The following is a 10372-nucleotide window of genomic DNA, read 5'->3' as shown; positions in this document are numbered from 1 at the left end:
GTCTCGGGCTGCATTCCCACGCAGAGCGTGGGAACGATCAACCACAACAAAAAAAGCCGCTGATAGCAGCGGCTTTGAAGACAACTTTTCAAAGGGAAGAGCCGATGAAAAGTGTCGAGGGAAACAGAGTCGTTCGATGAATCAGCTGTCTTTCTCATTCAAAGTCTGGCTTGCAGACGTCGATGTTTGTGGGGATTGCGCAGCGTCCGGAGCCTTGGCCGTCATTTCGCTCTGATACTGATCGTAGGCTGTGGTGCGTGCGGCATTTTGCGTGACGAACGTCTGCGACTCTTCCGCCATGGCGAACGGAGACAGAAACAATGAGGACAAAACGAAAGCGCTGGCAATACCCGTAATGTTGGACATCTTTAAAACCTTCTTGCTTGGCAAGTGCTGTTTGGTGCGGGCAAAGATAAGGATCTTGGCCAATGGGAAACAGAGCCAGTTCAAGAAAGGACTATTGCGGTTGAAGCAACAGTTTGCCAATGATCGTTCCCACGCTGCGTGGGAATGCCCCAACGGGCGCTCTGCGTTCGGCTCTGGATGGGGACGCGGAGCGTCCCGGGCGGCATTCCCACGCGGAGCGTGGGAACGATCCTTGGGTAGGGTCAGACGGGCAGGTGAATGCCGAAGGTATTCATGCCGTGGTCACTGCGTACAAACACATCCCCGCCATGCATCAGCGCAATTGCCTTGACGATCGCCAGTCCCAACCCGTGATTGTTGCCGCTGTTGCTGCGCGATGCATCCACTCGATAAAACCGTTCAAACAACCGTGGCAAATGCTCGCTGGCAATCGGTGTGCCGGGGTTGGCGACGCCAATGCTCACCTGATGCTCCTCGACCTCGATCCGCACCTGAATCACTTGCCCAGGTTCGGTGTGCTGCACCGCGTTGCTCAGCAAATTGATCAACGCCCGGCGCAAATGCGCGATCTCTATCCGCACCTGCGCATCTCCGCTGACCTGCACTTGAACTTGCGCATCCTCAAGAATGAAATCCAGGTAATCCAGCGTTGTCGCCACTTCATCAGCGAGTGAAGTGGAGGTCAGCTTGGTGGCCTTGCTGCCCTGATCCGCGCTCGCTAGAAACAGCATGTCGTTGATGATTGAGCGCAACCGTTCTAACTCTTCGAGGTTCGATTGCAGCACTTCAAAGTAGTGTTCGGCGGAGCGCCCGCGCGTCAGCGCGACCTGGGTTTGCCCGATCAGGTTGGTCAGCGGTGAGCGCAATTCATGGGCGACGTCGGCGTTGAACGATTCCAGCCGTGAGTAAGCCTGTTCAACCCGTTCCAGCGTAGAGTTGAACGAATTGACGAACTGATCCAGTTCCGGCGGCAGCGACGATAATCGCAGGCGCCCGGAACGCAGCGGCGGCGCCAGGCGCTGGGCTTCCTGAGACAGTTTGATCAAAGGCTTGAGGCCGATCCGCGCCACCCAATACCCCAGCGCAGAAGCCAACAACACACCGACAATCGCCAGGCTGATCAGCGCGATCAGTAAGTTATGTTGCGTCTCGAAAAACGTCTCGGTATCGATGCCGATCATGAAGCGCAACGGCGGGCGTTGATCCTTCGCCGGAAACTGGCTCACCAGCACTTTCAGCGGGTAGGGATGGTCGGGCAACTGCAAGTCGCGCATGCCCAGCGACCCTTCGGCGAAGGTGCGGATTTGCGGTGTGAGGTCGCCGTATTCGTAATGCGGATCACCGCTGACGATCCAGAAACTAATGCGCTTGTCTTCTTCTCCGAGCAGCTTGAGCTTGTTATTGATCTTGACCCAATGCTCGGGCGTGCCGTAACGGCCGACAGTGGATTCGAGTACGCTGTAGCGCGCATCCAGTTCGGCTTCGGGGAGCAAACCCAAGCCTTTATCGACCTGCTGATACAACGCCCAGCCGATCAACAAAAACACTAAAAGCGCAACCAGCGTAAACATCCCGCTCAGGCGAAGCGCGATGGAGTTACTGGACACCACGRCTCTCCAACACATAACCCATGCCACGAATCGTGTGCAGCAGTTTCTCGTCGAACGGCCCGTCGAGCTTGGCCCGCAGGCGTTTGATCGCGACTTCTACAACGTTGGCGTCGCTGTCGAAATTGATGTCCCAGACCATCTCGGCAATCGCCGTTTTCGACAGGATTTCGCCTTGCCGACGGGCCAGCACACTGAGCAGCGAAAACTCTTTGGCGGTCAGGTCCAGACGTGTGCCGGCGCGTGTCGCCTTGCGGCTGATCAAATCTATCCACAGGTCGGCGATGCTCACTTGCACCGGTTCGTGCCCACCACTGCGCCGGGTCAGCGCCTGCAACCGCGCCACCAGTTCAAGGAAGGAAAATGGTTTGCCCAGGTAATCGTCGGCGCCGTCGCGCAAGCCCTTGATGCGGTCTTCGACGCGTTCGCGGGCGGTGAGCATGATCACTGGGGTTTGCTTGCGCGCACGCAACGCGCGCAATACGCCGAAGCCATCGAGGCCCGGCAGCATGACGTCGAGGACGATCACCGCGTAGTCAGTTTCCAGCGCCAGGTGGAGACCTTCCACGCCGTCCCGCGCCACGTCCACCGTGTAACCCTGTTCCGTCAGGCCACGGTGCAAATAGTCCGCGGTTTTTTCTTCGTCTTCGATAATCAGAACGCGCATGACCCCGCCTCAGTCTGTGGTCGCCAGCGCCGGTGTCGGGGCTGGTTCAGGTCGATGGAAAAGACGCTCAAGCCACAAATATATGACCGGAGTGGTGAAYAGCGTCAGCGCCTGGCTCACCAGCAAGCCACCGACCACCGCGATGCCCAGTGGCTGGCGCAGTTCAGCGCCGGTGCCGTAACCGAGCATCAGCGGCAAGGCGCCGAGCAGGGCCGCGAGGGTGGTCATGATGATCGGCCGAAACCGTGTAATACAGGCCTCGAAGATTGCCTCTTCCGGCGCCAAGCCACGGTTGCGCTGGGCGTCGAGCGCGAAGTCGATCATCAGGATGCCGTTCTTCTTCACGATGCCGATCAGCAGCACCAGGCCGATCAACGCCATGATCGAAAAGTCTTGGCCGCAAATCCACAGCATGATCACCGCCCCGAGTCCCGCCGAGGGCAGCGTCGAAATGATGGTCAGCGGATGGACGAAACTCTCATAGAGCACGCCGAGAATGATGTACACCGCCACCAGCGCCGCCAGAATCAGCCACGGCTGGCTAGCCAACGAGCTTTGGAATGCTTGCGCCGCACCCTGGAAGTTGCCGCTCATGGCGGCCGGCATGCCGATGTCGACCTTGGCCTGGTTGAGCATGATCACCGCATCACCCAACGCCACGCCGGGCGCGAGGTTGAACGACAAGTTGGCGGCCGGGAACATGCCGTCATGGGCGATGGACAGCGGGCCGACCGTGGGTGCGTCAAATTTTGCCAGTGCCGACAGCGGCACCATTTCCCCGCTCAGCGGCGAGCGAAGGTAGAAATAGTTGAGGCTTTCGGCCTTGCCGCGTTGCTTGGTGTCCAGTTCCAGAATCACGTTGTATTGGTTGATCTGGGTCTGGAATTCATTGACCTGGCGCTGACCAAACGCATCGTACAGGGCTTCGTCGACATCAGTGGCGGTCAGGCCGAAACGCGCCGCGGCGCTACGGTCGATGCTGATGTGGGTGATGCTGCCGCCCAGTTGCAGGTCGTTGGAAATGTCGCGGAACGCCGGGTTGCTGCGCAGTTTTTCCGTCAGCCGCTGGGTCCAGGTGCTGAGGGTCGCGCCGTCGTTACTCTTGAGCACGTATTGGTACTGGGCACGACTCGGTCCGGAGCTGAGGTTGATGTCCTGGCCTGCGCGCAGGTACAGCACGATGCCCGGAACCTTCATCAGTTGCGGACGAATCCGGTCAATGAACTGACTGGCCGAAACGTCGCGGTCGCCGCGTTTTTTCAGGGAAATCCAGAAGCGGCCGTTGGCGATGGTCTGGTTGCTGCCCGAGACACCGACCGAGTGGGAAAACGTCGCGACTGCGGGATCTGCCGCGACGATTTCGGCCATCGCCAGGTGTTTTTTCACCATGTCGCCGTAGGAAATATCGGCGGCGGCTTCGGTCGTACCGAGGACAAACCCTGTGTCCTGTACAGGGAAGAAGCCCTTGGGAATGAAAATGTAACCGGCGACGGCCAGGCACAGGGAAAGTCCGAACACACCGATCATTAATTTCTGATGGGCGAGGGCACGGCGCAATAATTTTTCATAGCCGGCCAGCAAGCGTTCCCCGAACGTCGGTTTGCTGTGGGCGTGGTGCACCGGCGCACGCATGAATAGCGCGGCCAGGGTTGGCGCCAGCGTCAGCGACACCACGACCGAAATCATGATGGTTGAAGTAGCGGTGAGGGCGAACTCCTTGAACAACCGCCCGACCACGCCGCCCATGAACAGCAGCGGAATGAACGCTGCGACCAGCGAGAAACTGATCGAGACCACGGTAAAACCAATCTCGCCGGCACCCTTGATCGCCGCCTCGCGCATGCCGTCGCCGGCTTCAAGGTGTCGGTGAATGTTCTCCACCACCACAATCGCATCGTCGACCACAAACCMCACGGCCACCACAATTGCTACCAGCGTCAGGTTGTTCAGGCTGAACCCCATGATGTACATCAGGGCGAAACTCGCGATCAGGGACACGCCCAGCACCGCGGACACGATCAGGGTCGCCGACCATTGGCGCAAAAACAGCGCCATCACCGCCACCACCAGCAGGATCGCGATCAGCAGGGTGATTTCCACCTCATGCAAGGACGCGCGGATGGTCTGGGTGCGGTCGACCAGCACGTTGACCTGCACCGAGGCGGGGAGCATGGCTTTAAGTGTGGGCAATGCGGCTTGAATGCGGTCCACGGTCTCGACGATGTTCGCCCCAGGTTGCCGGAAAATCACCAGGTTCACCCCGGGCTTACCATCGGCCCAGGCCTGAACGTAGGCATCTTCCGAACCGTTGACGACTTTGGCGACATCCCTCAGATGAACCGGGGCGCCATCCTTGTAGGAAACGATGAGTTGGCTGTATTCCTCGGGGTGAAACAGCTGGTCGTTGGTCGACAGCGTCGAAATGCTCGACTCGCCATACAACGCACCTTTGGCCAGGTTGAGGCTGGTGTTCTGGAGGGCCAGGCGAATGTCGGCGAGGGTCAGGCCGATGGCAGCCAGTTTGTCCGCCGAGGCTTGAACGCGAATCGCCGGACGTTGCTGACCGGTAATGTTGGTTTGGCCTACGCCTTCGATCTGGCTGATCTGACGCGACAGCAGGGTTTCCACCAGGTCGCTGAGCTCGGTGCCGGGCATTTGCGTGGAATTGACACTGAGGATCAGCACCGGGCTGTCAGCCGGGTTGACCTTGCGCCAGGTCGGCAGGTTGGGCATGTCCTTGGGCAGTTTGCCGGCAGCGGTGTTGATCGCGGCCTGGACTTCCTGGGCGGCGGTGTCGATGCTTTTGTCGAGGGTGAATTGCAGGATCAGGATGGTCGAGCCCAAGGCGCTGCTCGATGTCATTTGGGTCACGCCGGGAATGGAACTGAATTGCACTTCAAGCGGCGTGGCCACCGACGACGCCATGGTTTCCGGGCTGGCGCCGGGTAGTTGCGCGGCCACCTGAATGGTTGGGAATTCGGCTTCCGGCAGCGGCGCAATCGACAGGCGCGGGAAGGCGATGGCGCCGAGCAGCACCAGGGCGAAGGTCAGCAGGAGGGTGGCGACCGGGTGATCGATGCACCAGGCCGAGATCGAGCCGTGGCCCTTCATGGCTTCGACTCCGATTGCACCACCTGTGGCGGTTCGGTCAGCACCTGCACGGTCGACCCTGGCTTGAGCCGCGACTGGCCATCAGTGACCAGCACATCGCCCGGTTTCACGCCTTTGATGATGTCCTGGCCGCTGCCTTGCGAAACCACCTGCACGGTGACGGCTTCGACCTTGTCACCGTTGACCCGGTACACGAAGTGTTGATCGAGACCCCGTTGTACGACCGTGGGCGGTACCACCAGTGCATCTTTCTCCAGGGCTGTCTGAATTTTTACCGTCACCAGCAGGCCCGGCCAGAGTTTCTGCCCGGGGTTGTTGAATTCGGCCTTGGCGCGGATGGTCCCGGTGTTGGCGTTGATCTGGTTATCGATCAGGGTCAGGTGACCTTCGCCCAGCAGATTGCCGGTTTCACCGTCGGTGTCGGCGCCAATGTAGGCTTTTACCTGTGCGCGTTGTGGGTCGCCGATCAGCCCTTGGAGGATCGGCAGCATGTGCTGCGGCAGGGAGAACTCGACGGCAATCGGGTCGATCTGCGTCACGGTGAACAGGCCTTGGGCGTCGGTCATGCGCAGGAAGTTGCCTTCATCCACCGTACGAATTCCGACGCGCCCACTGACCGGAGAGCGAATCTGCGTGTAGGAGAGTTGCACCTGAGCGGCATCGATTGAGGCCTGATTGCCCTGGGCGGTGGCCTTGAGTTGATTGACCAGCGCTTGTTGCTGGTCGTAGGTCTGTTTGGAAACCCCGTCGTCGACACTCAGCAACTTGTAACGCTTGAGGTTGACCAGCGCCACTTGCAACTGCGCCTGGCTTTCACCCAGTTGGGCGCGGGCCTGATCGAGACTGGCGCGGATCGAGCGGTCATCGATGGTGGCCAGCAGGTCACCTTTATTCACCAGTTGGCCTTCCTTGACCAGGATTTTGGTGAGAATGCCGTCGATTTGCGGGCGCACCACGACGCTGTGCAAGGACAGCACCGAACCTATGCCGCTGACGTAGCGCGGCACGTCTTTTTCAACGACGTTGACCACGCGCACCGGAATCGCGGTAGGGGCAGCGAGTTTGGCCGTGGCGGGCTTGGTGACATACCACGTGCCCATCGCTGCCAAGGCGATTAGCAGACCTGCGATCAAGGCGGGTTTTTTCTGAATTCGCATGCAAGTGGGGCGCCGGGCTGATGGATTAGGGTATCTACAGATTTATACCCTCTTTATAACCCTGTCAGCCCGTCAGGAGGGTGACTGGTAACTGACGGGGTTGTCAGTTTGGGCGTTTAGATCAGCGGCGGACGATGCCCCGTGTTTCTTCTGGTTGACCGCATTATCGTTCATCGCGAGCAAGCTCGGCTCCTACAAGKACRGCGCYGTMCTTGTAGGAGCCGAGCTTGCTCGCGATGGCGGTGTACCAGTCAACACAAAACCCGACGGACTCGCTCGTCGCGTGAAGCTTGCAGCTCTCGACACAGGTATACTGCCGCCTTTCGCGGCTCGCTGACCGGGCCCGACTCTATGTGCATCACCCGGAGCTTTCATGACTTCCCCGACACAACCGCCGGTTGCCGACGCTTTGAGCGACGACCAGGCAGACCTGCCAGACAGCGTCGACTCCAGCGCAGACAGCGAAACCAAAGCCGCGATCCCGGCGTTCAAGTTCCCGTTCAAACCGGGTGACCTGGCCGCTGCGAAGAACGCCAGCCAGCCTTGGTACAAGAATGGCGCGAAGAATGGCCATACCAAGACGCCTGGGGCGGCGCCTCCTGGTACGCGTCGTTCGATGGGTAAGCGCTGAGTTTCAGTTTCAGCGGTGTCTGATCTGCCGTCATCGTCGGAACGCCGCCCGGAGGCGGCTCGCTCCTACAGTGGATCTATGTTTTTACGCAGATCAAGTGTGGGAGCGAGCCTGCTCGCGATGGGGTCATACCCGAAGATATTTCTCTTGAATCAAGCCGCCCGCAGCGAAATAAACGCATAGTTCACCGGCGCATCAGTCGCCACTTGCGCCCCCGCAGCCTGAACTTGCCCGGCAATGTCATTCCCCGATACATGAAACCACCAGTCACTCTCCGACGCCGCCAGCGGCTGCGCTGACACCTGATCGATGACCCTGGCAAACGCGCTCATGTCGGGCAGATAAGCAGTAAACCCATCACCCTTCAGCGCTGTCGTGCGAATCCCCAGCAACCTGCAAATCGCATCCTTGGTCTGAATGTCGTCGCGATCCGCCTGACGAGAACGCTGGATCAATGCCGCCAGTTCCCGATCCACTAACTCGCCGCCGAAGATCAAGTCCGGGCCTTGCTCCCATGACTCGGGCGGGCAGTCCTTGTTCGCCGTGTTCAGAGTGATGTGCGGGTTGATTTCCGCCGGGTAGATGCGGCACACCAACGGTCGGCGTTCGTAAATGCGGCACAGGTTGTCTTCGTCAAGATTCCGGCAGGGGCCGACGTTATAGGCGCCAAAAGTGATTGCCACATACGCCTGGGACGTGCCGCTTCGAACCACTACCGAACGGCGTTCGGCGTGTTCGCGTTGCTGCACGGGCAGGCCCAGGCCGTTACCGAAAAAGCCCTCGACCAGCACGATCACTTGGCCGCCATCGGCCGCCCACCTCCGGGCTTCCGCCAAGGTCAGGGGGACGTGGTGGTCATTGCAGCATTTGCCGCAACCTACGCAGGAAAACGTTGTATTCATTGATCGCCGGGCCACATGTAAAGGCATGAAACGGCGACAGAATGTCACCGCACCGCTCAGCGTTGAAGCAAGTTATGCGCCACTCACTGGGACTTGGCGGTCGAGCGGATGGAGTCCCATTCTGTCACGTAGGCGGTTTTTGTCTGCTTGTTGTAGAGACACAGCTCGGTGCCTTGCTGGCCTTTCATGTGTTTTTGCGGGTATTGGCCTTGGAGCAGGAGGGCGGTGTAGCCGACCCGGTCATCGAACTGCGCAGCGTTGCCGACCGGTTTGGTATTTTTCAGGCCGCTGGCCTTGGTGCAACTGGCGAGCACCGTTTTGTCGTAGCTCGCCCAGGCGTCAGGGCTGGAGGCTTGGGCCTGGGAGGCTAGAGCGGTGAGGCAGAGGAAGGTCAGGGTTGCGGCTTTCATGGTTCAGGCATCCTTGGCAGWCATGGAGTGGCCGAAGTTGGAGTGTCTCAGGCTGGAACCGGTTCCCGGCGGACGACATACATCCCGGCACGTTCATACAGCCGCTGCGCCCGAAGGTTGTCTTCCAATACTTTCAAATCGACAAATCCTTCCCGGCGTTGCTGAAATACGTTGAATGCGTGCAGCAGCAGTGCGCGACCAAGCCCGAGGCCTTGTGCTCGCGGATGCACCACCAGGCTTTTGATGTAGGCGCTGGTCCAGCACTGGCACACACCGACGATCCCGTTGGCATCCAGCGCAATGAAACACAGGGTGGGATCGTATTCGGGGTCGGTTTCAAACCGCTGTTGCCAAACCTCCAATGCTGGCGCGCGGCCGCCACCGTCCAGAAAACCCTGTTCCATCAAGCGATGAACGGCTTTTGCCGATTCAGGGCGGTACTGGGTCAGGACAATCCCCTGAGGCCAGGTGATCTTTGGTACAGCCTCAGCGAGGTTGCGCCGCATCAAAAAACAAAAGCCCTCGGCCATCTCTCAATGACCTTGTTCAGCGACGGCCTTGGCCGCCTCGATCAGGCATTTGGTCAGTTCTGGTGAAGAGAATTTGGTCAGTACCGCGTTAGCACCGGCCAGGCGCGCCTTCTCGCTGTTCATCGCACTGTCCAGAGAGGTGTGCAACAACACATACAGGTGCGAGAAATCCGGCGTTTCGCGCAGGGTGCGGGTGAAGGCGTAGCCATCCATTTCTGACATTTCGATGTCCGAGATGATCAGGTTGATCTGTTGGGCCGTGCCTTGCAGGTCGAGCAGGCAGTCGATGGCTTCCTTGGCGCTGCGCGCGGTGTGGCATTGCAGGCCGAGGTTGCGCAGGGTGTGCACGGATTGTTGCAGGGCGACCTGGCTGTCATCAACCACCAGAATGCGTGCGCTGCCCAGGATTTCGGCGTCTTCCATGCTCAGTTCGGTCGGGGTGGTTTCGATTGGTGCCGGCGCGATGCCGTGGATGACTTTTTCGATGTCCAGCACCTGCACCAGTGTGCCGTCGACCGAGGTCACGCCGGTGATGTACGAGCGCACGCCGCCGGAACCGAAGGGTGGGGGGCGAATGTCGGAGGTCAGGCAGTGAACGATCTTGCTCACGGCTTGAACATGCAGGCCCTGTTTGGAGCGACTGACGTCGGTGACGATCAGGCAGCCACCGTTCGGGTCTTCCAGCGGGCGCTCGCCGATGGCACGGCTCAGGTCAATCACCGACAACGACGCGCCACGCAGGGTGGCAATGCCTTTGATGTGGGGATGCGACTCCGGCAGCCTGGTCAGCGGCGGGCAGGGGATGATTTCGCTGACTTTCAGCAGGTTGATCGCCATCAGCTTGCCGCTGCGCAAGGTAAACAGCAGAAGCGAAAGTGAATCTGCGCGGGCTTTGTTGGAAGACATAAAAACCTTCTGTGGAAAAGGTGGTGGGTGGTTGCGGGATGGCCCAAAACGACCGATATCGGGTTATCGACATCGGGTTATCGAC

General features: G+C 59.6%; 10 protein-coding genes. 1 reads left to right on the top strand and 9 read right to left on the bottom strand.

Going from position 1 to position 10372, the window contains the following annotated elements; all coding sequences use genetic code 11:
* Positions 1–141: 141 nt before the first annotated feature.
* The 5 genes from AC1DSG_RS21940 to AC1DSG_RS21920 all read right to left on the bottom strand — a co-directional run bounded on the left by AC1DSG_RS21940 (position 142) and on the right by AC1DSG_RS21920 (position 6908).
* Positions 142–366: a hypothetical protein gene (locus AC1DSG_RS21940; protein ID WP_477792758.1), complete on the bottom strand. Its 225-nt coding sequence runs from the start codon at positions 364–366 to the stop codon at positions 142–144.
* A 242-nt stretch (positions 367–608) separates the two neighbouring features.
* The gene (locus tag AC1DSG_RS21935) at positions 609–1973 is read right to left on the bottom strand and encodes a heavy metal sensor histidine kinase (protein WP_477792757.1); all 1365 of its coding nucleotides are present in this window, start codon (positions 1971–1973) and stop codon (positions 609–611) included.
* Positions 1963–2640 carry a heavy metal response regulator transcription factor gene (locus tag AC1DSG_RS21930; RefSeq protein WP_019582344.1) on the bottom strand — a complete coding sequence of 226 codons (678 nt, stop codon included), beginning with the start codon at positions 2638–2640 and terminating at the stop codon, positions 1963–1965. Before AC1DSG_RS21930 ends, AC1DSG_RS21935 begins: the two co-directional genes overlap by 11 nt.
* A 9-nt stretch (positions 2641–2649) precedes the next feature.
* Positions 2650–5751, bottom strand: coding sequence for a multidrug efflux RND transporter permease subunit (locus tag AC1DSG_RS21925; RefSeq protein WP_477792756.1), 3102 nt, complete (start codon positions 5749–5751; stop codon positions 2650–2652).
* Positions 5748–6908 (bottom strand): efflux RND transporter periplasmic adaptor subunit, encoded by a 1161-nt coding sequence (locus tag AC1DSG_RS21920; protein WP_477792755.1) that lies wholly within the window; start codon positions 6906–6908, stop codon positions 5748–5750. The genes AC1DSG_RS21925 and AC1DSG_RS21920 overlap by 4 nt, the downstream gene beginning before the upstream one ends.
* A gap of 373 nt (positions 6909–7281) precedes the next feature.
* Between AC1DSG_RS21920 and AC1DSG_RS21915 the strand changes: the two genes are divergently transcribed.
* Positions 7282–7539 (top strand): hypothetical protein, encoded by a 258-nt coding sequence (locus AC1DSG_RS21915; protein WP_007943495.1) that lies wholly within the window; start codon positions 7282–7284, stop codon positions 7537–7539.
* Positions 7540–7691: 152 nt separating this feature from the next.
* Here the strand turns inward: AC1DSG_RS21915 and AC1DSG_RS21910 are convergent, their stop codons facing one another.
* The 4 genes from AC1DSG_RS21910 to AC1DSG_RS21895 form a co-directional block, all read right to left on the bottom strand.
* Entirely contained in the window at positions 7692–8441 is a 750-nt protein-coding gene (locus AC1DSG_RS21910; RefSeq protein WP_477792754.1) for a YkgJ family cysteine cluster protein, read from the bottom strand.
* An 83-nt stretch (positions 8442–8524) separates the two neighbouring features.
* Positions 8525–8851, bottom strand: coding sequence for a hypothetical protein (locus AC1DSG_RS21905; RefSeq protein WP_477792753.1), 327 nt, complete (start codon positions 8849–8851; stop codon positions 8525–8527).
* Positions 8852–8898: 47 nt separating this feature from the next.
* Positions 8899–9357, bottom strand: a complete 459-nt coding sequence (locus tag AC1DSG_RS21900) for a GNAT family N-acetyltransferase (protein WP_477792752.1) — start codon at positions 9355–9357, stop codon at positions 8899–8901.
* 27 nt (positions 9358–9384) lie between these two features.
* Positions 9385–10287: a chemotaxis protein CheW gene (locus tag AC1DSG_RS21895; RefSeq protein ID WP_477792751.1), complete on the bottom strand. Its 903-nt coding sequence runs from the start codon at positions 10285–10287 to the stop codon at positions 9385–9387.
* Positions 10288–10372: the final 85 nt, after the last annotated feature.

Source organism: Pseudomonas sp. P5_A12, from assembly GCF_056400685.1.
This window is presented reverse-complemented; position numbering and strand designations above follow the sequence as displayed.

What these genes read in the sequence shown, in the direction of transcription:
- AC1DSG_RS21920 (WP_477792755.1), bottom strand. Translation starts at nt 6,908, where the DNA reads ATGCGAATTCAGAAAAAACCCGCCTTGATCGCAGGTCTGCTAATCGCC.
- AC1DSG_RS21895 (WP_477792751.1), bottom strand. Translation starts at nt 10,287, where the DNA reads ATGTCTTCCAACAAAGCCCGCGCAGATTCACTTTCGCTTCTGCTGTTT.
- AC1DSG_RS21900 (WP_477792752.1), bottom strand. Translation starts at nt 9,357, where the DNA reads ATGCGGCGCAACCTCGCTGAGGCTGTACCAAAGATCACCTGGCCTCAG.
- AC1DSG_RS21910 (WP_477792754.1), bottom strand. Translation starts at nt 8,441, where the DNA reads ATGAATACAACGTTTTCCTGCGTAGGTTGCGGCAAATGCTGCAATGAC.
- AC1DSG_RS21915 (WP_007943495.1), top strand. Translation starts at nt 7,282, where the DNA reads ATGACTTCCCCGACACAACCGCCGGTTGCCGACGCTTTGAGCGACGAC.
- AC1DSG_RS21905 (WP_477792753.1), bottom strand. Translation starts at nt 8,851, where the DNA reads ATGAAAGCCGCAACCCTGACCTTCCTCTGCCTCACCGCTCTAGCCTCC.
- AC1DSG_RS21940 (WP_477792758.1), bottom strand. Translation starts at nt 366, where the DNA reads ATGTCCAACATTACGGGTATTGCCAGCGCTTTCGTTTTGTCCTCATTG.